Source organism: Aeromonas sp. s4 (assembly GCF_040907855.1).
GTDB classification, from domain to species: Bacteria; Pseudomonadota; Gammaproteobacteria; order Enterobacterales; family Aeromonadaceae; genus Aeromonas; species Aeromonas caviae.
Genome location: NZ_JBFOCP010000003.1, coordinates 16,059 through 40,248, shown reverse-complemented (window position 1 = coordinate 40,248; position 24,190 = coordinate 16,059). Strand labels below are relative to the sequence as shown.

Here is a 24,190-nt window from a genome sequence, read left to right as displayed (position 1 = left end):
TTAGTTGGTGTCGCTGGCTTTGATGGCAATCATGGAGCCGAAGTTGAAGCACTGGAACCAGAGGTCCAGGTGGGTGAAGCCGGCGTCCCGCAGGCGCGCCTGATGGACCGCCAGGGTGTCGGTGCGCATCACGTTCTCAAGGGCGGTGCGCTTCTGGCTGATTTCCAGCTCGCTGTAGCCGTTGGCCCGCTTGAAGTCGAGGTGCAAGTCGATGAGCAGCTCGTTGACCTGCTCGTCATCGAAGCGGAACTTCTCGCTCAGGATGAGGATGCCGCCGGGGCGCAGGCCGTCAAAGATGCGCGCGATGAGGGCGGCCCGCTTCTCGGGGGCGACGAACTGCAGGGTGAAGTTGAGCACCACCACGGAGGCGTTCTCGATGGGGATGTCGCAGATGTCCGCCTCCACCAGATCCACCGGCACCTCGGACTTGAAGCCCGAGAGGTGAGCGCGGGCCCGCTCGATCATGGGGTGGGAGAGATCCACCGCCGTGATCTGGCAGCCGGGCTGGGTGACGTGGCGGCGCATGGCCTGGGTCGCGGCGCCGAGGGAGCAGCCGAGATCGTAGAGGCGGCTCTGGGGCTGGGCGTAGCGGGCGGCCATCATGCCGATGGCGGAGATGATGTTGCTGTAACCGGGCACCGAGCGCTGGATCATGTCGGGGAAGACGTCGACGACCTGCTCGTCAAAGCAGAAGTCTCCCAGACGGGCGATGGGGGCGGCAAAAATCTGATCGTGCATGCTGACGCAACCTGACAGCCGGTGTGGTAGGCGGCTGTTTTATTCAATTGAATCTTGGGTGGACGGGCATCGAAATGGCGTCGTCACCGGTTGACGAACGGGGTGGCTTGCTCCGGGATCCTTCGGGCTGCCCCTGTTCGCAACGGGCCATGGTCCGGGCCCTCAGGGTGCCGGGCTGGGGTGGGCAACGCATTGCCATGCACCCAGGCCCGGGACCTTACTTGGGGCGCTAGTGTAGAGGAAAGGCGGGCGTTTGTCTTGACGCCAACCCCGGTGGGACCACAAAAAAAGCGGCTTTTTTTGGGGACGGAGAAGGGGCGGGGAGGGGGCCGCTCAAAAGGGCAGCACCCCCTGGCGGGCGCGATCGTTTTCTCCTGGCCAGGGGGCCATCTCCTGGCCGAGCAGGCGGCTGATCTGCCGTGCGAGTTCGGGGGCCCGGGCATTGTCGGCGGTGTGAACAAAGAGGTAGAGATCCTTGCCCTCCTGGAGCCATTGTTTCCAATGTGGCAACCATGGTGGCAAAAATGGGTGATTGTCCTCGATTTGAGGCAAACCAATCAGGCGCACCACCGGGGCACCCCCTGTGGCCAGCAGATGGACCGGCAACCTGGGTTTCTTGCCCTGGGCATCGATCATGGCGGCCGTGGTGGCGGGCACCGAGAAGAGCGGACGGCTGTCGAGCATGATGCGATTGATGCCCCGCGCCATCAGCATCCGGTTGAGGGCCCGTTCCGCCTCCCCCTTGGCGAAGAAATCGGGGTGGCGCACCTCGAGGGCATAGGTGAAATCCTGGGGCAGCCGCGCGAAGAAGGCATCCAGACGGGCCAGCCCCTCTGGCCCGAAGCGGGCGGGCAGTTGCAGCTTGAGCAGCCCCAGCTTGTCATGCAGGGGGGCCAGCAGGCGGATGAAGGCCGTCACCTGTTTGTCCGCGCTCACCAGATCGCTCTGGTGACTGATCTCCTTGGGAAACTTGAAGCTGAAGCGAAAGTGGTCGGGGACCGCATCGGCCCAGCGCTGCACCGTCTCCGGGGTCGGCGAGGCGTAGAAGGTGGTGTTGCCCTCCACGGAGTTGAACACCCGGGCATAGTCGGCGAGGTGCTCGGCGGGCCTGGCATTCATCCCCAGCAACTGGCCGGGCCAGGCCGGGTGTGACCACTGGGGCAGGCCCAAATAGAGGCTCATGATGGTTCCTGTCGGCAGGTTGGCGCACTTTTGCCCTCCTTTTTGCGCCAGAACAACAAAAAACAGGGTAAAGGGGGCTGCGGGCCATTTTACCCAAATGGAGGTTTTCCTCTATAATGCCAACCCTTTTGTTTGCCACATTGTCGTAATGCGCGCGACCGAGCCCCCGGGTGACGATGATCGCGGCCCGGCAGTGGCCAGACAACGACGCCAGCCGATACCCCGGCGCCCACTCGTCATCCCGGTCGGGAGCGGGGGCATGCCTGGGACGGCGGCAAGAATCCGGCTCGGGGAGCCGGATGACCCGAGACAGATTTCAAACCGGGCAAGAAGCAGGATCTGGCCAGCTGTGAGACAGACGGTGCTTGCCAGTCGTGCCCGGCGACCCAGGATGAACCGTCTCTCTACCATTTCGAAGGAAGAAGTCCATGCGCTCTATCTATTGCGGACAGGTCAATGAGGCCCATGCCGGGCAGACCATTACATTGTGCGGTTGGGTCCATCGTCGTCGTGATCTCGGCGGCCTCATCTTTATCGACATGCGCGACCGCGAGGGCATCGTGCAGGTGTTCTTCGATCCGGACAAGCCGGACGCCTTTGCCCTGGCCTCCGAGCTGCGCGGCGAGTTCTGCATCCAGGTGACCGGCGTGGTGCGTACCCGCCCCGACTCCCAGCGCAACAGCGACATGGCCACCGGTGCCATCGAGGTGTTCGCCCACGAGCTGACCATCATCAACCGTGCCGAGCCGCTGCCCCTTGACTTCAACCAGGTCAACAGCGAAGAGGTGAGCCTCAAGTACCGCTACCTGGACCTGCGTCGTCCCGAGATGGCCAAGTACCTGAAGACCCGTGCCAAGGCCAGTGCCTTCGTGCGCCGCTTCATGGACGAGCACGGCTTCCTCGACATCGAGACCCCGATGCTGACCAAGGCGACCCCGGAAGGGGCCCGTGACTACCTGGTGCCGAGCCGCGTGCACAAGGGCAAGTTCTACGCCCTGCCGCAGTCCCCCCAGCTGTTCAAGCAGTTGCTGATGATGTCCGGCTTCGACCGCTACTACCAGATCGTCAAGTGCTTCCGCGACGAAGACCTGCGTGCCGACCGCCAGCCGGAATTCACCCAGATCGACGTGGAGACCTCCTTCATGACCGCGCCCCAGGTGCGTGAAATCATGGAAGAGATGATCCGCAAGCTCTGGCTGCACATCCTGAACGTGGACTTGGGCGACTTCCCCATCATGACCTTCGACGAAGCCATGCGCCGCTTCGGCTCCGACAAGCCGGACCTGCGCCTGCCGATGGAGCTGGTGGACGTGGCAGATCTCTTGACCGAGGTGGAGTTCGCCGTGTTCGCCGGCCCCGCCAAGGATTCGAAAGGCCGTGTGGCGGCCCTGAAGGTACCGGGCGGCGCGGAGCTGTCTCGCAAGCAGATCGACGAGTACACCAAGTTCGTCGGCATCTACGGTGCCAAGGGCCTGGCCTGGATGAAGGTCAACGACGCCGGGAGCGGTATCGAAGGGGTGCAGTCCCCGGTGGCCAAGTTCCTCTCTGACGCCATCGTGCGCGAGATCCTGGCCCGCACCGGCGCGATGGATGGCGACATCATCTTCTTCGGCGCCGACTCCAAGAAAGTGGTGTGCGATGCCATGGGCGCCCTGCGCCTGAAGGTGGGCCGCGATCTGGGCCTGGTGGAGAACGTCTGGAAGCCCCTGTGGGTCATCGACTTCCCCATGTTCGAAGAAGATGGCGAAGGCGGCCTGGCGGCCATGCACCACCCCTTCACCGCCCCGAGCAACCTGGGCCCGGCCGAGCTGAAAGCGAACCCGGTGGGCGCTTACGCCAACGCCTACGACATGGTGATCAACGGTTACGAAGTGGGTGGCGGCTCTGTGCGTATCCACAACAGCGAGATGCAGTCCACCGTGTTCGACATCCTGGGGATCACCCCGGACGAGCAGCGCCTGAAGTTCGGCTTCCTGCTGGATGCCCTGAAATACGGCACCCCGCCCCACGCCGGCCTGGCCTTCGGTCTGGACCGCCTCAGCATGCTGCTGACCGGCACCGACAACATCCGGGATGTCATCGCCTTCCCGAAAACCACGGCGGCCGCCTGTCTGATGACAGACGCCCCGAGCTTTGCCAACCCGGCCCAACTGGGCGAGCTGGCGATTGCGACCACCGTCAAGGGTGACGAATAAGCCGTTATCGGCAACAAAGGCCGCAGCGATGCGGCCTTTCCCGTTTCCCCCTGGGCGCAACCAGTGTTACTGAAATTTCCAACTATAACGGAGAGTCCCTATGGCAGGTCACAGTAAATGGGCCAACATCAAACACCGCAAGGCGGCGCAAGACGCCAAGCGCGGCAAGATCTTCACCAAGCTGATCCGCGAAATTACTACCTCCGCGCGTCTGGGTGATGCCGATCCTGCCAACAACCCCCGCCTGCGTGCGGCGGTGGCGGCAGCCCTGACCAGCAACATGACCCGCGACACCATCAACCGCGCCATCGCCCGTGGGGCCGGCGGCGGTGACGGCGAGCAGCTCGAGACCATCGTGTACGAAGGGTACGGCCCGGCCGGTTCCGCCGTCATGGTGGAGTGCCTGACCGACAACCGCAACCGTACCGTGGCCGAAGTGCGTCACGCCTTCAGCAAGTGCGGCGGCAACCTGGGGACCGACGGCTCCGTGGCCTATCTGTTCACCAAGAAGGGGGTGCTGACCTTCGTGGGCGCCGATGAAGACGCCCTGATGGACGCCGCCCTGGAAGCCGGTGCCGACGACGTGGTAACCGAAGAAGATGGCACCATCGAGGTCTACACCACCCCGAACGACTTCGGCACCGTGCTGGACGGTCTGGAAGCGGCCGGCTTCAAGCCCGAGAGCGCCGAAGTGACCATGATCCCCTCCACCGAGGCGGAACTGGATGCCGAGACCGCGCCCAAGCTGATGCGCCTCATCGACATGCTGGAAGATCTGGACGATGTGCAGGAGGTGTACCACAACGGCTCCATCTCCGACGAGATCGCCGCGACCCTGTAATTGCCTCTCGGGAGCGCTGTGATCCCCCAGGGCAAGGGGAGGGCGACCACAACGGTCCTCTCCCCCGGCTCCGACGAGATTTCCGCGACCCTGTAATTGCCTCTCGGGAACGCTGTGAGATCCAGGGCAGGGGGGAGGGCGACCACAACGGTCCTCTCACCCGGCTCCGACGAGATTGCCGCGACCCTGTAATTGTCTCTCGTGACCCTGTTCAGGTTCGCGAACACACAGGTGCGACACCTTGTTCACCTTCGCAAAAACGGCAGCCCGGGCTGCCGTTTTTTTATGTGCCAGACCGAGCACCTCCCCTTGTGGTTCGATTTCCTCTCTTAATGTTCGCTTAAGTTTGCCGTCCTAGGATGACCCCGTATCTGGACCTCCCTGGCTCTTGTCCTGTTTTTCAGGGCTGAGTGTCGGGATGGTCACCACGAAGCCTGCTGGCAGGTTGTTAGTTCCACTGGTTTGTCGGAGTCTCTCTATGCGTCTCACTCTGGGAGTGATGAAGGTCAATCTGTTGCTGGTGCTGCTGTTTGCACTGGTCTTCAACTGGCCCATTTTCCTGCACTTTTATCGCATCCTCACCGCCCTTGAACACGTCAAGGCGGGGTTTGTCCTCTCCATACCCCTGGTGCTGGTGGCGGCCCTCAACGCGGTGTTCCTGCCCTTTACCTTCCGTTATCTGCTCAAGCCCTTTTTCGCCTTGCTCATCATGACCGGCTCCCTCGTCAGCTACGCCATGCTCAAGTACGGGGTGATCTTCGACATGGGCATGATGCAGAACATCATCGAGACCAACAGCGGGGAGGCGGGCTCCTACCTCAACGGTTCCGTGGTGCTCTGGTTCCTGCTGACCGGCCTGTTGCCGGTGCTGGTACTGCTGTGGGTGAAGATTGAGTATCCCCGTCCCTGGTACAAGGGACTGGGTCTGCGCCTCGGCTCCATCGCCCTCTCCTTGCTGTTTCTGGTGGGGGCTGCCGCCCTTTATTACCAGGATTACGCCTCGGTCGGGCGCAACAACAAGTCCCTCGGCAAGGAGATAGTGCCCGCCAACTATGTGCACGGGCTCTACAAGTACGCCCGGGATGTGGTCTTCGCCACTCCCATTCCCTACCAGCAGATCGGCACCGATGCCAGGGTGATCGGCCAGCATCAGAAGCCGACCCTGATGTTCCTGGTGGTGGGGGAGACGGCCCGCAGCCAGAACTACTCCCTCAACGGCTACAAGAAGGAGACCAACGGTTTCACCGAGAAGGAGGCCAATGTCGTCTCGTTCAGGAACGTGCGCTCCTGCGGCACCGCCACTGCGCTCTCCGTGCCCTGCATGTTCTCGAACATGACCCGGCGTGGCTATGACGAGGCCAGGGCCCAGTCCCAGGATGGCTTGCTGGACGTGCTGCAACATGCCGGGATCTCGGTGCTCTGGAAGGAAAACGACGGCGGCTGCAAGGGGGTGTGCAAAAACGTTCCCACCATCGAGATTGAGCCCAAGGCATTCCCCGCATACTGCTCCGGCAATGCCTGTCATGACGAGGTGCTGTTGCAGGGGCTGGATCAGCAGATCGCCGACATGCAGGGCAAGCAGGGCAGCAAGCTGGTGGCCTTCCACCTGATGGGCAGCCACGGTCCGACCTACTATCGCCGCTACCCGGCCGCCGATCGCGTCTTCCTGCCGGACTGCCCGCGCAGCGACATCGAGAACTGCAGCAACGAAGAGCTGGTGAACACCTATGACAACACCATCCGCTACACCGACAAGGTGCTTGCCCAGCTCATCGACAAGCTCAAGAGCCTGGAGAGCCAGTACAACGTGGGGCTGGTCTATCTGTCGGATCACGGTGAATCCCTCGGCGCCATGGGGCTCTATCTGCACGGCACCCCCTACAAGTTCGCACCGGACGATCAGACCCGGGTGCCGCTCCTGACCTGGTTTTCTCCCCAGTTGCAGGCAGACCGTCAGCTCAATCTGAATTGCCTGCAACAGGAGGCAGCCAGCAAGCGCTTCTCCCACGACAACCTGTTCCACTCCATGCTTGGCATCATGGACGTGCAGACCCAGGTCTATGACGGCAAGCTGGATCTCTTCAAGCCGTGCCGGGCAGGGTGAACCACGGCGTCCGATTACGCCGCTACGAGGCTAATCGAACCTACGCTCTGTTCAAACCTTGTAGAGCGGGGTGAACCGGCGAAAACAGACCATAAAAAAACGGCAGCCACTGGCTGCCGTTTTCGTGTCCGAAGGGGTGGGCCTTACTTTTGCTCCATGATGATCTGCAGCAGATCCCCTTCCAGCAGGGAGCGCTTGACCAGGGCGAAGCCGCCGATGGTGGGCTGGTTCTGGAAGCGCGCCTTCACGATGGGCAGGCCGCGATGGAAACTTGGCAGAGACTGGTGCTCGACACAGCGGCGGATGGCCGGGATCAGGATCTCTTCGGCGGCGGTGATTTCACCGGCGATGAGCACCTTCTGGGGGTTGAACAGGTTGACCGTGATGGCGATGGCGCGCCCCAGGTGTTCCCCCACGTTCTCGATCACGCTGCGGGCCAGCTCGTCACCGGCCACCGCCGCCTTGCACACCTCCTGAATGGTGATGTGCTTCTCTTGCAGCGAACTCAGGTGACCGCGGCTGATGAGCTCCTTCACCTTGTCGACGATGGCCTCGTTGGAGGCGATGGTCTCGAGGCAGCCGAAGTTGCCGCAGTGGCAGCGCTTGCCAAGAGGTTCGACCTGGATGTGGCCTATTTCACCGACGTTGCGGTTCTGGCCGAGAAACACCTTGCCCTTGGTGATGATGCCCGAGCCCGTCCCCTGGTGGACACTCACCAGGATGGAGTCCATGCAGTCGCGGGACTCGCCAAAGAAGTGTTCGGCCAGCGCCAGCGAACGGGTGTCGTTGCCCACGTAGCAGGGGAGGTTGAAGTGGTGCTCCAGGAGCTTGGCGAGCCCCAGGTTGCGGATCTGGTAGGTGGGGGTGTAGATGACCATGCCGGATTCGGGGTTGACCAGACCCGGCATGGTCAGCGCGATGCTGATGAGGTTGCGGCTGCGATCCTGATTGGCGTCGATGAAGGCGCCAATCTCCCGCAGCAGCATGTCCACCACCGGTTGCTGCTCGATCTCGGTCACCTGGGTGATGTGCTGATCGAGCTCCTTGCCGTCGAGGTCATACAGGGAGAGCTGCAGGTAGCCGCGACCCAGCTTGGCGGACACAAACTGGAAGCGATGCTTGATGGTGGTCAGGGAGATGGCGCGGCGCCCGCCAGTGGAGGCTTGCGGCGAGGTTTCCCTGATGAGGCCGTGCTCGATCAGTTGCCGGGTTATCTTGGTCACGCTGGCCGGGGCCAGCTGACTCAACTCGGCAATTTTGACCCGCGAGATGGGCCCCTGCAGGTCAATGAGGCGATAGACGACCGCACTGTTTACCTGCTTGATAAGATCTACGTTTGCTATTTGTCCGCCAGTCATAGTGTCACTGTGTTGTGTAGTGTCCGTTAACCACGGTCCCGCAGACCGCGAAGGCCTGATCAAAGACGGTGAGGTTGGCAATTTTTCCGACCTGGATACTACCGAGACGCGAGTCCCATCCAATGGCGCGAGCGGGGTAAAGGGTGGCCATTCTCAGTGCTTCGTCGAGCGGCAATCCGACCTGTTTGACCAGATTTTCCACCCCTTGGATCATGGTGAGGGCGGAGCCGCCGAGTGTACCATTCTCATCGACGCACTGACCATCGCGGAAATAGACGGTTGCACCGCAAAAATCAAATTTCTCAAAGCCTTCCGGTGCGCCTGCCGCCGCGGTTGCATCGGTGACCAGCACCAGCCGCTCCCCCAGCATCCTGTGCGCCAGGCGCACGTTGGCCCAGTGTACGTGGTGGCCGTCGACGATGATGCCCGCATAGACATCCTTGCGATCGTAGATGGCGCCGACCACGCCGGGCTCGCGACCATTCAGGGTCGGGGTCATGGCGTTGTAGAGGTGGGTGGCAAAGCGCATGCCGTTGTCAAAGCCCGCCATGGCCTGGTCGTAGTTGGCGGCGGTGTGGCCGGCGGAGACCAGGATGCCGGCCTCCACCAGACGGCGGATGTGCTCGGGCTTGTTGCGCTCCGGCGCCAGGGTGATCTTGGCGATGGCGTCTGCGTTGTTGCAGAAGAAGTCGATCATCTCGTCGGCGGGCTGGCGGATCTGTTCGGCCGGGTGGATCCCTTTGCGCTTGAGGTTGGTGTAGGGCCCTTCCAGATGGACGCCAAGCACCTCGTTGGGGTGGGCGGCCATGTAGTCGCGGGTGACGGCGACGGCCTGCTTCATGTCCGCATCCGGGCTGGTGATCAGGGTCGGCAGGAAGCTGGTGGTCCCGGATTTCAGGTTGGCCGCCTGCATGGTGGCCAGGGTGTCCGTGGTGATGTGACCGTTGAACATGACGCCACCGCAGCCGTTGAGCTGGACGTCGATGAAGCCGGCGCTGAGGTTGGCGCCCTGGAGGTCAATCTGCTCGATGCCGGCGGGCAGTTCTGCCTGGCGGGAGATGGCGACAATCTTGTCGCCATCGATGACCACGCCATAACCGGTCAGCACGCAGCTGCCGGTGTAGAGAGTGCAATTAGTCAGAGCGTACATGGGAGCTCCTCAGAGGTGCTTGATGTTGTCGGCTTCCAGTTGCTGGAAGTAGCGCACCGTCTTGACCTTCAACTCCATGGTGGAAGGTTCGTCGCACACCACAATCCCTTTCGGATGCAGTTGCAGGGTGGAGATGGTCCACATGTGGTTGACGCTGCCCTCCACGGTGGCCTGCAGGGCCTGGGCCTTGGCGTGACCGACCACCAGGATCAGGATCTCTTCGGCGTCCATCAGGGTGCCGACGCCCACGGTCAGGGCCAGCTTGGGCACCTGCTCCATGTCGCCGCCAAAGAAGCGGGAGTTGGCGATGCGGGTGTCTTCGGTCAGGGTCTTGACCCGGGTACGGGAAGCCAGGGAAGAGGCCGGTTCGTTGAAGGCGATGTGGCCGTCATTGCCCACACCGCCCATGAACAGGTGGATCTTGCCGTAGGACTTGATCTTGTCTTCGTAGCGCTGGCACTCGGCCACCAGATCCTCGGCGTTGCCATTGAGGATGTTGATGTTTTCCGGGCGAATGTCCACGTGATTGAAGAAGTTGTTGTGCATGAAGCTGTGGTAGCTCTCCGGGTGTTCCTTGGGCAGCCCCACGTACTCGTCCATGTTGAAGGTGACCACGTTCTGGAAGCTCACCTCGCCGGCTTTGTGCAGCTCAATCAGGCGCTTGTAGGTGTTGAGCGGGGTGCCGCCAGTGGGCAGACCCAGCACGAAGGGGCGCTCGGCAGTGGGTTTGAACGCATTGATGCGGTCAACGATGTAACGGGCAGACCAGAGACCCACCTGGCTGGCAGACTTCAACGGGATCAGGCGCATTCTATATACCTCAGTACGGTTGCCGCACAGGGAGTGACGGCAAGGGACCAGACACGGATTCAAGTTGTTTTATAGCGTAAATAAAGATTGCGAACTAAGCCACATCTATCGGCTACCTTTATCTCTGTTGAGTGATAATGATCACGAAAGCTGGTTTATTAATTTGCGCAGCGAAATAAAACACATAGACTGCCAATCAAGCCTTGATGGCTTATGCGTCGAACGTGATAAGCACTTAATTTCTAGAAAAACACCAACTAAGGAGAGGAACCGTGAACATTCTCGGTTATTTGCAAAAGATCGGCCGTGCCCTGATGGTGCCGGTAGCGGTATTGCCTGCCGCCGCGATCCTGATGGGGATTGGCTACTGGATTGACCCGAACGGTTGGGGTGGCGGAAGCCCTCTGGCTGCGTTTCTGATCAAGGCGGGCGCCGCCATCATCGACAGTATGCCCATTCTGTTCGCCGTCGGCGTCGCTTACGGCATGTCCAAGGATAAAGACGGTTCCGCCGCGCTGGCCGGTCTGGTCGGCTTCCTGGTGGTCACCACTCTGCTGAGCCCGGGCGCCGTGGCCCAGATCAAGGGTATCCCGGCCGACCAGGTGCCGGCAGCCTTTGCCAAGATCAGCAACCAGTTCGTCGGCATCCTGTGTGGTGTCATCGCCGCCGAGCTCTACAACCGCTTCAGCAGCGTGGAGCTGCACAAGGCGCTGGCTTTCTTCTCCGGTCGTCGTCTGGTGCCGATCGTGACCTCCGTGGTGATGATCGTCGTCTCCTTCATCCTGATGGCCGTCTGGCCGGTCATCTACGGTGGCCTGGTGAGCTTCGGTGAATCCATCGTCAGCATGGGCTCCACCGGTGCCGGCATCTACGCCTTCTTCAACCGTCTGCTGATCCCGGTCGGTCTGCACCACGCCCTGAACTCCGTGTTCTGGTTCGACGTGGCCGGCATCAACGACATCCCGAACTTCCTGGGTGGCCAATCCTCCATCGACGCCGGCAAGGCTGTCGTGGGCGTGACCGGCATGTACCAGGCCGGCTTCTTCCCCATCATGATGTTCGGTCTGCCGGGTGCCGCACTGGCCATCTACCACAGCGCGAAGAAAGAGAACAAAGAGAAGGTTGCGTCCATCATGATCGCTGCCGCCTTTGCCGCCTTCTTCACCGGGGTGACCGAGCCGCTCGAGTTCTCCTTCATGTTCGTGGCGCCGGTACTGTACGTCATCCACGCCCTGCTGACCGGTATCTCCGTGTTCATCGCAGCCTCCATGCACTGGATCGCCGGTTTCGGCTTCAGCGCCGGTCTGGTGGATATGGTGCTCTCCAGCCGCAACCCGCTGGCGACCCAGTGGTACATGCTGCTGGTACAGGGTCTGGTCTTCTTCGGCCTCTACTACGTGGTCTTCCGCGCAGTGATCGCCAAGTTCAACCTGAAAACCCCGGGTCGTGAAGATGACGAAGCCGTGCCGGTACAGGCTCAAACCACCGACCGCACCGAGCTGGCCAAGCAGTATCTGGAAGTGCTGGGTGGTCAGGACAACCTGGTGACCATCGACGCCTGCATCACCCGTCTGCGTCTGACCCTGAAAGACCGCAGCATCGTTGACGAGCGCAAGCTCAAAGCTCTGGGCGCGGCCGGTGTGGTCAAGCTCGGTGAGCAGAACCTGCAGGTGATTCTGGGCCCATTGGCCGAGATCATCGCCGGTGAGATGAAAGCCCTGCGTTAATCGAGCGACTCGCTCACCTCAAGTCTAAGTCCATTGTTGACATAACTAAGGGCCCCGCCTCGGGGCCCCATATAAAAAAAGCCAAGAAAATCCAACCTTTACTTCAAATGAGAGCAGCAGTTATGAACTTGAAACATTCTCTGTTAGCCATTGCCATGTCTACCGTTTTCGCCGGTCCCGCACTTGCAGCCGATGCTGCCAGGCAAGCGGTGGTCGACGCCCTCGCCAGCAACCTCGTCGTCAAGTACGAAGTCGTCACCAATGACGGTGCCGGCGCCGGTCTTGACTGCCAGGCGCTGGGCTCCGAGTGGGCAAGCTGCGGCGTTGCCAAGCTGCACCTGACCAATACCGGGGCCGACGTCACCTCCAAGGACTGGAGCATCTATGTCTCCTCCATCCGCCGCATCCAGCGGGTGGACAACGACCAGTTCACCATCACCCACCTGACCGGCGACCTCTATCGTTTGACGCCGACCGAGAAGTTCCAGGGCTTTGCCAAGGACGCCACGGTCGAGGTGCCCCTGGTGGTGGAATACTGGGTATTGTTCGAATCTGACATCATGCCGAACTGGTATGTCGCCAGTGAAGGGGCCGAGCCGAAAGTGCTGGCCAGCATGAGCAACATCGACGATGCCAGCACCTACGAGAAGCCGATGCCGGCCGATGGCTGGAAGCGCACCAAGGATGACAACAACATCCTGATGAACAGCGAGACCCGTTTCGCCGCCAACCAGACCAGTACCCTGCTGCCTGCCGGCAAGATTGACGATCGCATCCTGCCAAGCCCGATGAAGCAGGTGGTCAAGGCCGGCCCGCAAGTCGACTTCTCCACCATCAAGCTCAATGCCCTTGACCTGCCGAGCGATCGCGCCGAGGCCCTGAAGGCGCAACTGACCAAGCTGGGTGTTACCCTCTCCGACACCGGCTACCCGGTCACCATCAAGCTCGGCAGCAAGCTCAAGCAGGCCGAAGGCTACGACATGACCATCGGCCAGAAGGGCACCGTCATTCAGGGGCACGACGTTGACGGCGCCTTCTGGGGCGCCCAGTCCCTGATCTCCCTGCTGGGCGTTGACGACAAGCTGGTGAGCCAGATGAGCGTCGAGGATGCGCCACGCTTTGAATACCGCGGCATGCAGACCGACGTGGCCCGTCACTTCAGAAGCCCGGAGACCATGAAGAAGCTGGTGGATCAGATGTCCGCCATGAAGCTCAACGTGCTGCACCTGGGGCTGACCAACGATGAAGGCTGGCGTCTGGAGATCCCGGGCCTGCCGGAGCTGACCGACGTCGGCAGCCAGCGTTGCCACGACGAGTCCGAAACCAAGTGCCTGATGCCGCAGCTCGGCTCCGGCCCCACCAGCGACAACCAGGGTTCCGGTTTCTACAGCAAAGCGGACTACATCGACCTGGTACGCTATGCCAAGGCGCGTGGTGTGACCGTGATCCCCGAGATCAACATGCCGGCCCACGCCCGTGCCGCCGTGGTCTCCATGGAGGCGCGCTACAAGCGTCTGATGAGCGAGGGCAAAGAGGCCGAGGCCAACCAGTTCCGTCTGACTGACCCGGCCGATACCTCCAATGTCACCTCGGTACAGTTCTACGACAAGATGTCCTTCATCAACCCCTGTCAGCCGGGTGCCGCCACCTTCGTGGCCAAGGTGATGGATGAAGTGGCCCAGATGCACCAGGCCGCCGGCCAGCCGCTGACCGCCTGGCACTACGGTGGTGACGAGGCGAAGAACATCATGCAGGGCGGTGGTTACCAGGATCCGGCCGTCACCAAGAAAGAAGAGCTGGTGGCCTGGAAGGGCAATGTCGACTCCAGCAAGCAGGACAAGCCGTTCGGCAAGTCCCCGATGTGCCAGAAGATGATCGACGATGGCAAGATCAAGGACGTGGCCGAGCTGCCGGTCTACTTTGCCAAGGAAGTGAGCGAGATGGTCAAGGGCCACAGCTTCTCCACCCTGCAGGCGTGGGAAGATGGCCTGAAGTACGCCACGGATGCCAGCGTATTCGCCACCGACAAGACCCGGGTCAACTTCTGGGAAACCCTCTACTGGGGTGGTTTCAACGAGGCGATGAAGTGGGCGCACAAGGGCTATGACGTGGTGCTCTCCAACCCGGATTACCTCTACTTCGACTTCCCGAACGAGGTACACCCGGCCGAGCGCGGCTACTACTGGGCAACCCGCTTCAACGACACCCGCAAGGTGTTCGCCTTCGCCCCGGAAAACCTGCCGCAGAACGCTGAGACCTCGGTTGACCGCGACGGCAACGCCTTCGTGGCCAAGGGTGACCAGGATCCGGTCAAGTTCAAGGGGATCTCCGGTCAGCAGTGGAGTGAAACCGTGCGCACCGATGCCCAGTACGAATACATGGTCTATCCGCGCATCTTCTCCATGGCCGAGCGCGCCTGGCACAAGGGCGGCTTCGAGCTCGATTACGTGAAGGGTCGCGAGTTCTCCGGCACCACCAAGCATGTCAACAAGGCCACCCTGAACAAGGAGTGGAACCAGTTTGCCAACGTGCTGGGTCAGCGCGTGCTGCCCAAACTGGACCAGGCCGGGGTGGAATACCGCCTCTCCGTACCGGGTGCCAAGGTGGTGAACGGTGTGCTGGAAGCGAACGTGGATCTGCCGGGTCTGCCCATCCAGTACAGCCTGGACGGCAAGAGCTGGAGCGCCTACGACGCTGCCGCCAAGCCGACCGTGGATGGCAAGGTCTACCTGCGTACCACCAGCTTCGATGGCAAGCGTACCAGCCGCGTCACCGAGCTGAACTGATAGCTCTCAATCCATAACGCAAGGTGGGTCGCAAGACCCGCCTTTCCCAAGGTCGATGACCATCGGGTTTGGGAAAGGTTGACTCTGCGTGTGAACCTTTGTTGTGTGTGTTTTGTCTGTTTTTCATCACTTGAGACCCCGCCCCGTGCGGGGCTTTTTTTGACCAGGATCTCTGCAATTTCTCCCGTTTCGCCGTTTTTGGTGCGCCAATGACCCGAATTGGCCAAATTCAGGTTGAGGCAGGGCGCGTAATGAGGGATCATACCCGGCTTGACGGCGGGGGTATGAGGGTGCCAGCCGGCACAACGTCCGCCAGTGACGCATTTTTGAGGTGAGCCATGAGTCAGGCGAACAGCCCAACTAACTTTATTCGTCAGATCATTGATGAAGATCTGGCCAGCGGTAAGCACAGCAGCGTGCATACCCGTTTCCCGCCGGAGCCGAACGGTTATCTCCATATCGGCCACGCCAAATCCATCTGCCTGAACTTCGGTATCGCCCGCGACTATCAGGGTCAGTGCAACCTGCGTTTCGATGACACCAACCCGGCGAAGGAAGACATCGAGTTCGTGGAGTCCATCAAGCAGGACGTCCAGTGGCTGGGCTTCCAGTGGAGCGGCGAGATCTGCTACTCCTCCGACTATTTCCACAAGCTGCACGGCTATGCCATCGAGCTCATCGAGAAGGGACTGGCCTATGTGGACGAGCTCTCCCCGGAGCAGATGCGCGAATACCGCGGCACCCTGACTGCCCCTGGCAAGAACAGCCCGTTCCGCGATCGCAGCGTGGAAGAAAACCTGGTCCTGTTCGCCAAGATGAAGAACGGCGAGATGGCCGAAGGGAGCGCCTGCCTGCGCGCCAAGATCGACATGGCATCCCCCTTCATGGTGATGCGCGATCCCGTCATCTATCGCATCAAGTTTGCCCACCACCACCAGACCGGTGACGAGTGGTGCATCTACCCGATGTATGACTTCACCCACTGCATCTCGGACGCCCTGGAGGGGATCACCCACTCCCTGTGTACCCTGGAGTTCCAGGACAACCGTCGCCTGTATGACTGGGTGCTGGACAACATCAGCATCGACTGTCACCCCCGTCAGTACGAGTTTTCCCGTCTGAACCTCGAATACACCGTCATGTCCAAGCGCAAGCTGAACCTGCTGGTAACCGAGGGGCACGTGAACGGCTGGGACGATCCGCGCATGCTGACCGTCTCCGGTCTGCGCCGCCGTGGTTACACCCCGGCCTCCATCCGCGAGTTCTGCAAGCGCATCGGTGTGACCAAGCAGGACAACATCGTCGAGATGAGCATGCTGGAAGCCTGCATCCGCGACGATCTCAACGAGAACGCCCCGCGCGCCATGGCCGTGCTGCACCCGGTGAAGGTGGTGATCGAGAACCTGGCGGCGGACGAGGTGCTGACAGCCCCTGCGCACCCGAACAAGCCGGAGATGGGGACCCGTGAGCTGCATTTCTCCCGCGAAATCTTCATCGACGAGGCGGACTTCAAAGAGGAAGCCAACAAGCAGTTCAAGCGGCTGGTGCTGGGCAAGGAAGTGCGCCTGCGCAACGCCTACGTCATCAAGGCCGAACGGGTCGAGAAGGATGCGGACGGCAAGGTCACCTGCATCTACTGCTCTTACGACCCCGAGACCCTGGGCAAGGATCCGGCGGACGGCCGCAAGGTGAAAGGGGTGATCCACTGGGTCAGCGCTACTCACTCCCTGCCGGCCGAAGTGCGTCTCTATGACCGTCTGTTCAAGGTGCCGAACCCGGGCGCCGAGGATGACTTCGAAGCGGCCCTGAATCCGGAATCCCTGGTGATCATCGAAGGGGCCCGGGTGGAAGCTTCCCTGAAGGATGCCAAGCCGGAGTTTGCCTACCAGTTCGAGCGTGAAGGTTACTTCTGCGCCGACAACAAGCTCTCCAGCGCCGAGCGCCTGGTGTTCAACCGCACCGTGGCCCTGCGTGACGTCTGGGGCAAGGCCGAGGCCTGATAGAAGAGGGCAGGGGAGACCCTGCCGCTTCTGGTCCGGATTGCGGACACAAAAAAGCCAGCATGATGCTGGCTTTTTTATTGCGCTGACCCGGCCGAATCAATCGTCGTGCTTGCAGTCACCGTTGGCGCAGTGGCCATACAGGTAGAGGCTGTGGTTGGTCAGGCGGATGTTGTGCGCCTTGGCGATGTCGCGCTGGCGCTGTTCGATCACCTCGTCGGAGAACTCGATCACCTTGCCGCAGTCGAGGCAGACCAGGTGGTCGTGGTGCTCTTGGGTGGCCAGCTCGAACACCGACTTGCCCCCTTCGAAATGGTGACGGGTGACGATACCGGCATCATCAAACTGGTTGAGAACGCGATAAACGGTAGCGAGACCAATCTCCTCGCCCTGATCGATCAGCCGTTTGTACAGATCTTCCGCACTGGTGTGCTGGCAGTCCGGCTGTTGCAGGATTTCCAGGATCTTGACACGGGGCAAGGTGATCTTGAGCCCGGCCTTTTTTAACGCTTGGTTGTTGTCTGCCATTTCTATTTATTCGCATTCTCGAAGGTGTGGTTATTCTGATTGACTGCCGCTGTAATGGCAACCACGAACTCGCTTGGCCTATCATTATAGGTCGTAGCCAAGTTAAAAATAAACCCAGCAATTCAAGGGCTTTAGCTCATCAAGCCCGTCATGGGAATATTCAGGCCCGCTTGCTCGACCAGAGAATGTTGATACTATGTGACTTCTCTATAGTCTGGTCGGATGAGATCCATGGATTGGCTTTTCGGCAATGCCGCCTGGGTGCGCTGCGCCCTCAACGCCTGGCCCCCCTTCTGGGGCGCAGGCATCAAGATAGAAACCCTGAGCCCCGATTTCCGCTTCTGCCGGGTGACGCTCAAGTCCCGCTGGTGGAACAAGAATGCCAACCGGACCCAGTTCGGCGGCAGCATGTTCGCCATGACGGATCCCATCTACCCGTTGATGCTGATGGGCTATTTCAAGAACCGCTACTACGTGTGGGACAAGGCGGGCAGCATCAATTTCATCAAGCCGGGCAAGGGCAAACTGGTGGCGGAGTTCACCCTGAGCGACGCCAAGCTGGCATCGATCGTGGCGGCGACCGAGGGGGGAGAGAAGCACTTTCCCGAGTTCGAGGTGCAGGTGCAGGATGGCCAGGGCGAGCTGGTGGCCCAGGTGAAGCGCACCCTCTATGTCAGATCCAAGCCCCAGCACAGGGGTGGCTGAATGCCTGCTGCAGATGCAACAAGGGCCCCGTCGGGGCCCTTGTTGCATGAAGAGGGAGGGAGATCAGATCACTCCAGCTCGCCCAGGCACATCTCTTCGTGCAGTTGTTTGCACCAACCCTTGACGCGCTCGGCTGTCAGCTCGGGTTGGCGATCTTCGTCGATGCCCAGGCCCACGAAGTGCTTGTCATCCACGAGCGCCTTGGAGGCTTCGAACTCGTAGCTCGCGGTCGGCCAGTGGCCGATGATGATGGCGCCCTTGGCTTCGACGATGTCACGCAGGGTGCCCATGGCGTCGAGGAAGTACTCGGCATAGTCTTCCTGATCGCCGCATCCGAAGATGGCCACCAGCTTGTTGTTGAAGTCGATCTCTTCGAGTTCGGGGAAGAAGTCGTCCCAATCGGCCTGGGCTTCGCCGTAGTACCAAGTCGGGATGCCGAACATCAGCAGATCGAAGCTGTCGATGTCGGCCTTGCTGCTCTTGGCAATGTCACGGACTTCAATCAGTTGTTTGCCCAGTTCTTTCTGGATCATCTTGGCGACAGCTTCGGTATTACCGGTATCGCTGCCGAAAAACAGACCTACACTAGCCATAGTGTTTCGTTACCCGTATCTGGTGTTGATGCTTGACGGTTCAGATTGCGATGCCTGCTGCATGAGCAGACTCGATCTGTTGCTTCAGGATAGATTGGATCAGCTCGGCTCGGCTGACGTTCTGTTGCAGCGCAAGTTGGTTCAGGCGCTCCAGCAACTCGGCTTCCACCTTTAACTCGACCCGTTTCAGCCCGTTCTCACGATCGCGCTTGAGCTGGTTGCGCTTGTTGATCTTGAGCTGGGTCTCGCGGGGGAGTGGATTGGTCTTTGGCCTGCCGGGGCGCTTCTCAGTTGCGAACAGATCCAGTGTTGTTCGATCAGTTTGCTGTTTGGCCATACATCACAGATGAAAAGTAGTTAGCCGATCCCTGAGCCTTCCCAGCCCATTTCGATCAGCCCCTTGGCGACAAAACCCGCACAACCCAGAAACAGCACCAGCCAGACGATGAAGCGGCCGAAGCGGGGCACATTGCCCCGTTTGAGCACGTCCTGAATGGCCAGACCAATCAGCAGGAAGATGGCCACGAAGAACAGTTTCAGGCCCAGACTCTCGATGAGATCGATGTGTTCACTCAGCATGGATTGCGCGCACTCCTTAAGACGGGCGCACTATATCACAAAGGATTTGAAACTGTTAACCGCCTGTCGACAGGAAATCCACAACCAGTTTGTTGAACAAAACCGGCTTTTCCGCGTGCAGCCAGTGGCCGGTGCCGGCGATGACGCGGGCCTTGGCGGCCGGGAACTGGGCCATTGCGGCCCCGGTGTATTCGGGCAGCATATAGTCGGAGTCGCCCCCCTTGATGAAGAGTGTCGCGCCTTCGAAGCGGCGTTCATCGTCGGGCCAGCCCATGATGTTGGCGTAGTTGCGCTCAAGGGCCGGCACGTTGAAACGCCACCCCCATCCAGACTCCCCTTTGGCGAAGGATTTGAGCAGGAACTGGCGCACCCCGGCGATCTCGATGTGCTCGGCCAGCATGGCTTCCGCCTCGCTGCGGCTCTGGGGGGGCTTGGCCAGCGTGGCATTGAGCCCGGCAAACACGTTCTTGTGGCGGGCGTGGGGATAGGCCACCGGGGCGATGTCCGCCACTACCAGCTTGCTGACCCTGTGAGGGGCCTGCTTGGCGACCTGCATGGCGACCTTGCCCCCCATGGAGTGGCCCACCAGGGCCACCTGTTCAAGTCCAAGATGGTCCAGCAGGGCCAGGATGTCCGCCGCCTGAGCCGGGTAGCTCATCTCGTCCGAGTGAAAGGAGGCGCCGTGATTGCGCAGATCGACGCTGATGACCCGGTATTGTTCGCTGAGGGGGCGTGCCAGCAGGCCGAGGTTGTCCAGGCTGCCAAAGAGGCCATGGATCAGCACGACAGTCGGGCCTTCGCCCTGATCCTTGAAGTTCAATCGTGGGTATTGTTGCAAAATGACACCTTATCGGTCGTGGGCTCTATCGCCATAATATTTAACACACTGAAAGAAAAGGATTTCATTCCTGGTGGGGGATTTTTTTGTGGTTTTTTTTCAAAAATATCTCCCCGGGATCGGCTATCAGTGCGGGGGATCACACACTTGGCCCGTCATTATGCCGTATTCTCAAGGAGATTCATGCACATCTGTCCGCCCCTTGCTTGGGCTGCCGGGTCTGCCTATGTATAATCGCCGCATCCGAATTTCGACGAGTCCAGCGCATCCCTATGAAAACCATCGAGCTTGATGACGATCTCTACTTCTTTATCGCGAGCCAGACCCGGCACATCGGCGAGAGTGCGTCCGATATTCTGCGTCGCCTGCTGGAGCAACCCGCCCAGGCCGGCACGGCAACCGTGGCGGCCGCGCCTGCGATGCAACCGCAACCCGTGGCTGATGCCATGGGGCTGGAGGCGTTGCTGGATTCCGGCGAGCTGCAGAAAGAAGAGAAGTCCATCAACCGCTTCATGCTGGTATTGAGCACCCTCTATCGGGACAACCCGGAAGGCTTCACCCAGGCGACCGAGATAAAAGGGCGCAAGCGCGTCTATTTCTCCCGTGACCCGGAAGCGCTGCGTGCCAGTGGCAGCACCACCAAGCCCAAGCCGGTACCGGAGACCCCGTTCTGGGTGATCACCAATACCAATACCAGCCGCAAGCAGAACATGGTTGCCCAGCTCATGAACAGCATGGGTTATGACGAGGATCTGACGGCTCGGGTGTGCGGCGCCGTTTAACCCATCAATGACTTCAGGCCTTGCCGGGCAAGGCTCAGCTCAAGGAAAACGCCATGGCACAGCATTCCCACGCCGGTCAGCCGGCTCGTCTTTGCGATCTGACCAACATTCCCCGTCTGGTCAGCGCCTACTACCTCAACAAGCCGGACATGAGCCGCCCTGAGCAGCGGGTCGCCTTCGGCACCTCCGGTCACCGCGGCAGCGCCCTGCACGGCGCCTTTACCGAATCCCACATTCTGGCGGTGACCCAGGCGCTGGTGGAGTACCGCCAGCAGGCCGGTATCACGGGGCCGCTGTTCGTCGGCATGGATACCCATGCCCTGTCTGAATCCGCCTTTGCCAGCGCGGTGGAAGTGCTGGCGGCCAACGGTGTCGAGACCCGCATTCAGGCCGGCCTCGGCTTCACGCCGACCCCGGTCATCTCCCATGCCATCCTGCGCCACAACGCAGGCAAACCCGTGGCGCAGGCGGACGGCGTGGTGATCACCCCGTCCCACAACCCGCCGGAAGATGGTGGCTTCAAATACAACCCGCCCCACGGCGGTCCTGCCGAAGGCGAGATCACCAAGTGGGTGGAAGACCGCGCCAACGCGATCCTGGAAGCGGGCCTGGCCGGCGTGAAGCGGATGCCGTTTGCCGAGGCCCTCAAGAGCCCGTTCGTGGTGGAACACGACTATGTCACCCCTTATGTGGATGATCTCGAAAACGTGCTGGATCTGGCCGCCATCAAGCAGGCTGGCATCAAGATCGGCGTGGATCCGCTGGGTGGCTCCGGCGTCGCCTACTGGGACGTCATCGCCAGGCGCTACGGTCTGGACATCGAGGTGGTGAACTACAAGGTCGACCCGACCTTCTCCTTCATGACCCTAGACAAAGACGGCAAGATCCGGATGGACTGTTCCAGCCCGTTCGCCATGGCGAGCCTGATTGCTCTGAAAGACAAGTTCGACATCGCCCTTGGCAATGACCCTGACTACGACCGTCACGGCATCGTCACCAAGGCGGGCCTGATGAATCCGAACCACTATCTGGCGGTGGCCATCCAGTATCTGTTCACCCACAGAACCGGCTGGCCCAAGGGGGCGGCCGTCGGCAAGACGCTGGTCTCCTCTTCCATGATCGACCGGGTGGCCGGCGAGATTGGTCGCACCCTCAAAGAGGTGCCGGTCGGCTTCAAGTGGTTCGTGGACGGTCTCTACAGCGGCGAGTTCGGCTTTGGCGGCGAGGAGAGCGCGGGTGCCTCCTTCCTGCGCAAGGACGGTACCGTCTGGACCACCGACAAGGATGGCTTCATCCTGGCGCTGCTGGCGGCCGAGATCCTGGCGGTGACCGGCAAGGATCCCCAGGCCCACTACGATGCGCTCGAAGCCAGATTCGGCCGCTCCAGCTACCGCCGCATCGATGCTCCGGCCAACAGCGCCCAGAAGGCGGTGCTCTCCAAGCTGGATCCGGCCCTGGTGGAAGCCTCCACCCTGGCCGGTGAGCCCATCCTCGCCAAGCTGACCAAGGCGCCTGGCAACGATGCCGCCATCGGCGGCCTGAAAGTGGTGACCGAGAACGGCTGGTTCGCGGCGCGCCCCTCCGGCACCGAGTCCATCTACAAGATCTACATGGAGAGCTTCAAGGGGGAGGCGCACCTGGACCTCATCCAGCAGGAAGCCCAGCAGATCGTCTCCGCCGCCCTGGCCAAGGCAGGCGTTTGACCCTTACGGCAACAACCCATGTGAAAGAGGAGCCCTGGTGGCTCCTCTTTTTTTGTGTCGGGTTGACTGCGGATCAGCCGTTGTCGACGCTGCCGGTGGCGGCCTTGCGGTTCTGCCAGCGCTTGAGGAAGGAGCGGGCCGGCAGCTTCATCAGGAAGAGAGAGAGCAGGATGATGCCGATGCCGAGCCACTGACGGCCATCCAGGGTTTCTCCCACCATCAGCACACCGCAGGAGACCGCCACCATGGGATTGGTGAGGGCCAGCATCCCCATCACCTCCGGGCCATGGCGTTTGAGTCCCCAGAGCCAGGCCCAGTAGGCCAGGGCCGTGTTGAGGATCACCAGCCAGATAAGCCCGGGAGTGGCGTCAGCCTTGGGCAGGGGCATGGGGCCGGCCAGCCACCAGGCCAGCGGGATCAGCATCAGGCCGCCCAGCAGCAGCTGCCAGGCGGTCAGAGCCAGCAGATCGTCCACCGGCCAGCGTTGCATCCAGCGGCTCGACTGGCCGATGAGCAGGGTGGCGAGCAGGGCGCACGCCACGCCGACGGGATCCAGATTGGCAGAGGGATTGAGCAACAAGAGCACCCCGACGAGCCCCATCACCCCCAGCAACAGCCACTTGAGCGTCGGTCTGACACCGTCTTGCAGCCAGGCCAGCCCCATCAGGATGAGGGGCAGCGTCGCTCCCAACGTACCCGCCACGGCGCCGGGCAGGCGGAACGCCGCCACGAACAGCAGGGCGAAGAAGGCGGTGATGTTGCAAAACGCCAGCAGGAACTGCCTGCTCCAGACGAGAGGCGGTCTGCGGGGATGGAGCAACAGCAGCAGCACCCCGGCGGGGAGGGCGCGCCACACGGCCACCCAGTAGGGGGAGTAGTCGGTCAGGTAGAGACTGACGACGGCATAGGTGCTGCCCCAGAGCAGGGGGGCGAGCAGGGCGATCAGCAGCGGCATGGTTATCTCGTAAAAAAGTATCTTTAAGTAAAGATACATTAGCCGCGAGTTGGTTTATTATCAAGTATCTTCATGTAAAGATAATGGAGCCCGAATGGAGAGTGATCATGTAGATCAGCTGCTGGCCCAGTGGGCCCGGCAGCGCCCGGACCTCGACTGCTCCCCCATGGGGGTGCTGGGGCGGGTGGCGCGCATGGCGGCGATCGCCGGGCGCGAAGTGAGCGAGACCCTCAAGGAGTGCGGTCTGCTGGGGTCTGACTTCGATATCCTGGCGACCCTGCGTCGGGCCGGTGAGCCGCTGACTCCGACCGCGCTCTACCAGTCCGCCATGCTGAGTTCAGGTGCCATGACAGCCCGGCTCGACAAGCTGGAGCAGCGTGGCCTGATAAGACGTGAAGCCTCCCCCGATGACAGGCGCAGCCTGCTGGTCTGCCTGACGGAGCCGGGGCGGGAGCTGGTTGACCATGCGGTGGAGCAGCACGTGGCGAACGAGCGCCGCCTGCTGGCCCCATTGAGCCTGGTCGAACAGGAGCAGCTGGCCGCCCTGCTCAAGCGCTGGCTGCTGGAAAACGAATAAAAAAAACGGGCCTGCGGGCCCGTTTTCGTTGGCATTGAG

General features: G+C 61.2%; 21 protein-coding genes. 10 read left to right on the top strand and 11 right to left on the bottom strand.

The window, feature by feature from the left end; genetic code table 11:
- Together cmoA and AB5Y89_RS01050 are read right to left on the bottom strand one after the other, a co-directional pair.
- Positions 1-738 (bottom strand): carboxy-S-adenosyl-L-methionine synthase CmoA, encoded by a 738-nt coding sequence (gene cmoA, locus AB5Y89_RS01055; protein WP_042882621.1) that lies wholly within the window; start codon positions 736-738, stop codon positions 1-3.
- A gap of 333 nt (positions 739-1,071) precedes the next feature.
- Entirely contained in the window at positions 1,072-1,920 is an 849-nt protein-coding gene (locus AB5Y89_RS01050; RefSeq protein ID WP_010674092.1) for a DUF72 domain-containing protein, read from the bottom strand.
- Between the two features lie 428 nt (positions 1,921-2,348).
- Between AB5Y89_RS01050 and aspS the strand changes: the two genes are divergently transcribed.
- The 3 genes from aspS (at position 2,349) to AB5Y89_RS01035 (ending at position 7,060) form a co-directional block, all read left to right on the top strand.
- Positions 2,349-4,115 carry an aspartate--tRNA ligase gene (gene aspS, locus AB5Y89_RS01045; protein WP_368222681.1) on the top strand — a complete coding sequence of 589 codons (1,767 nt, stop codon included), beginning with the start codon at positions 2,349-2,351 and terminating at the stop codon, positions 4,113-4,115.
- Positions 4,116-4,215: 100 nt separating this feature from the next.
- The gene (locus AB5Y89_RS01040) at positions 4,216-4,956 is read left to right on the top strand and encodes a YebC/PmpR family DNA-binding transcriptional regulator (RefSeq protein WP_010674094.1); all 741 of its coding nucleotides are present in this window, start codon (positions 4,216-4,218) and stop codon (positions 4,954-4,956) included.
- Between the two features lie 478 nt (positions 4,957-5,434).
- Positions 5,435-7,060 (top strand): phosphoethanolamine transferase, encoded by a 1,626-nt coding sequence (locus tag AB5Y89_RS01035; protein ID WP_368222680.1) that lies wholly within the window; start codon positions 5,435-5,437, stop codon positions 7,058-7,060.
- A gap of 143 nt (positions 7,061-7,203) precedes the next feature.
- On the opposite strand, the gene AB5Y89_RS01030 is transcribed toward AB5Y89_RS01035, so the two are convergent.
- The 3 genes from AB5Y89_RS01030 to nagB are packed head-to-tail and all read right to left on the bottom strand — an operon-like array spanning position 7,204 to position 10,378.
- On the bottom strand, positions 7,204-8,418 hold the full coding sequence (locus AB5Y89_RS01030; protein WP_010674096.1) for an ROK family protein: 1,215 nt from the start codon (positions 8,416-8,418) through the stop codon (positions 7,204-7,206).
- A gap of 4 nt (positions 8,419-8,422) precedes the next feature.
- Positions 8,423-9,568, bottom strand: coding sequence for an N-acetylglucosamine-6-phosphate deacetylase (nagA, locus tag AB5Y89_RS01025; RefSeq protein ID WP_368222678.1), 1,146 nt, complete (start codon positions 9,566-9,568; stop codon positions 8,423-8,425).
- A 9-nt stretch (positions 9,569-9,577) separates the two neighbouring features.
- On the bottom strand, positions 9,578-10,378 hold the full coding sequence (gene nagB / locus AB5Y89_RS01020; RefSeq protein WP_010674098.1) for a glucosamine-6-phosphate deaminase: 801 nt from the start codon (positions 10,376-10,378) through the stop codon (positions 9,578-9,580).
- Between the two features lie 272 nt (positions 10,379-10,650).
- Between nagB and nagE the strand changes: the two genes are divergently transcribed.
- From nagE to glnS, 3 genes are all read left to right on the top strand, one after another.
- The gene (gene nagE, locus AB5Y89_RS01015) at positions 10,651-12,105 is read left to right on the top strand and encodes an N-acetylglucosamine-specific PTS transporter subunit IIBC (protein ID WP_010674099.1); all 1,455 of its coding nucleotides are present in this window, start codon (positions 10,651-10,653) and stop codon (positions 12,103-12,105) included.
- Positions 12,106-12,227: 122 nt separating this feature from the next.
- Entirely contained in the window at positions 12,228-14,891 is a 2,664-nt protein-coding gene (locus tag AB5Y89_RS01010; protein WP_368222677.1) for a beta-N-acetylhexosaminidase, read from the top strand.
- A 338-nt stretch (positions 14,892-15,229) separates the two neighbouring features.
- Positions 15,230-16,891: a glutamine--tRNA ligase gene (gene glnS / locus AB5Y89_RS01005; RefSeq protein ID WP_368222676.1), complete on the top strand. Its 1,662-nt coding sequence runs from the start codon at positions 15,230-15,232 to the stop codon at positions 16,889-16,891.
- A 99-nt stretch (positions 16,892-16,990) separates the two neighbouring features.
- On the opposite strand, the gene fur is transcribed toward glnS, so the two are convergent.
- The gene (gene fur / locus AB5Y89_RS01000) at positions 16,991-17,419 is read right to left on the bottom strand and encodes a ferric iron uptake transcriptional regulator (RefSeq protein ID WP_010674102.1); all 429 of its coding nucleotides are present in this window, start codon (positions 17,417-17,419) and stop codon (positions 16,991-16,993) included.
- A 231-nt stretch (positions 17,420-17,650) separates the two neighbouring features.
- On the opposite strand from fur, the gene AB5Y89_RS00995 reads away from it, so the two are divergent.
- Positions 17,651-18,124: a DUF4442 domain-containing protein gene (locus AB5Y89_RS00995; RefSeq protein ID WP_010674103.1), complete on the top strand. Its 474-nt coding sequence runs from the start codon at positions 17,651-17,653 to the stop codon at positions 18,122-18,124.
- Between the two features lie 68 nt (positions 18,125-18,192).
- Here the strand turns inward: AB5Y89_RS00995 and fldA are convergent, their stop codons facing one another.
- From fldA to AB5Y89_RS00975, 4 genes are read right to left on the bottom strand one after another with little or no spacing between them, the layout of a single operon-like run.
- Positions 18,193-18,717 carry a flavodoxin FldA gene (gene fldA / locus AB5Y89_RS00990; RefSeq protein WP_010674104.1) on the bottom strand — a complete coding sequence of 175 codons (525 nt, stop codon included), beginning with the start codon at positions 18,715-18,717 and terminating at the stop codon, positions 18,193-18,195.
- A gap of 40 nt (positions 18,718-18,757) precedes the next feature.
- On the bottom strand, positions 18,758-19,054 hold the full coding sequence (ybfE, locus tag AB5Y89_RS00985; RefSeq protein ID WP_005325670.1) for a LexA regulated protein: 297 nt from the start codon (positions 19,052-19,054) through the stop codon (positions 18,758-18,760).
- 20 nt (positions 19,055-19,074) lie between these two features.
- Positions 19,075-19,296 carry a DUF2788 domain-containing protein gene (locus AB5Y89_RS00980; protein WP_010674106.1) on the bottom strand — a complete coding sequence of 74 codons (222 nt, stop codon included), beginning with the start codon at positions 19,294-19,296 and terminating at the stop codon, positions 19,075-19,077.
- A gap of 55 nt (positions 19,297-19,351) precedes the next feature.
- A complete protein-coding gene (locus tag AB5Y89_RS00975) occupies positions 19,352-20,116 on the bottom strand; it encodes an alpha/beta fold hydrolase (protein WP_368222701.1) in 765 nt (254 codons plus the stop codon).
- 290 nt (positions 20,117-20,406) lie between these two features.
- On the opposite strand from AB5Y89_RS00975, the gene seqA reads away from it, so the two are divergent.
- Both seqA and pgm read left to right on the top strand, forming a co-directional pair.
- Positions 20,407-20,916, top strand: a complete 510-nt coding sequence (seqA, locus tag AB5Y89_RS00970; protein ID WP_010674108.1) for a replication initiation negative regulator SeqA — start codon at positions 20,407-20,409, stop codon at positions 20,914-20,916.
- 53 nt (positions 20,917-20,969) lie between these two features.
- A complete protein-coding gene (gene pgm / locus AB5Y89_RS00965; protein WP_103261100.1) occupies positions 20,970-22,619 on the top strand; it encodes a phosphoglucomutase (alpha-D-glucose-1,6-bisphosphate-dependent) in 1,650 nt (549 codons plus the stop codon).
- Positions 22,620-22,692: 73 nt separating this feature from the next.
- Here the strand turns inward: pgm and AB5Y89_RS00960 are convergent, their stop codons facing one another.
- Positions 22,693-23,574, bottom strand: coding sequence for a DMT family transporter (locus AB5Y89_RS00960; protein WP_103243436.1), 882 nt, complete (start codon positions 23,572-23,574; stop codon positions 22,693-22,695).
- A 94-nt stretch (positions 23,575-23,668) separates the two neighbouring features.
- Here AB5Y89_RS00960 and AB5Y89_RS00955 point away from each other — a divergent pair, with 94 nt between their 5' ends.
- The gene (locus tag AB5Y89_RS00955; RefSeq protein ID WP_010674111.1) at positions 23,669-24,151 is read left to right on the top strand and encodes a MarR family winged helix-turn-helix transcriptional regulator; all 483 of its coding nucleotides are present in this window, start codon (positions 23,669-23,671) and stop codon (positions 24,149-24,151) included.
- Positions 24,152-24,190 lie beyond the last annotated feature (39 nt).